This is a genomic window from Pseudoalteromonas sp. G5_S1_14_S5, assembly GCF_054968605.1.
In genome coordinates, this window is the sequence record NZ_JBQKUM010000263.1 from 1 (window position 1) to 323 (window position 323).

Sequence of the window (323 nt, forward strand, 5' to 3'; positions counted from 1 at the left end):
TTCCTACTACCAATCGAAGACGTATTCTCGATCCAAGGTCGTGGTACAGTTGTAACTGGTCGTATCGAGCGTGGTATCCTACGTGTAGGTGACGAAGTAGAAATCGTTGGTATCAAAGAAACAACAGTAACTACTTGTACTGGTGTTGAAATGTTCCGTAAGCTTCTAGACGAAGGTCGTGCTGGTGAGAACGTTGGTGCACTTCTACGTGGTACTAAGCGTGACGAAGTTGAACGTGGCCAAGTACTATCTGCTAAAGGTTCTATCAACCCACACACTAAGTTCGAGTCTGAAGTATACGTACTTTCTAAAGACGAAGGCGG

1 protein-coding gene is annotated in these 323 nt (G+C 45.2%); it reads left to right on the forward strand.

The window, feature by feature from the left end:
* Positions 1–323: EF-Tu/IF-2/RF-3 family GTPase (locus ACTRWI_RS22815; RefSeq protein ID WP_499133956.1), on the forward strand; the 323-nt coding region annotated here is incomplete at both ends.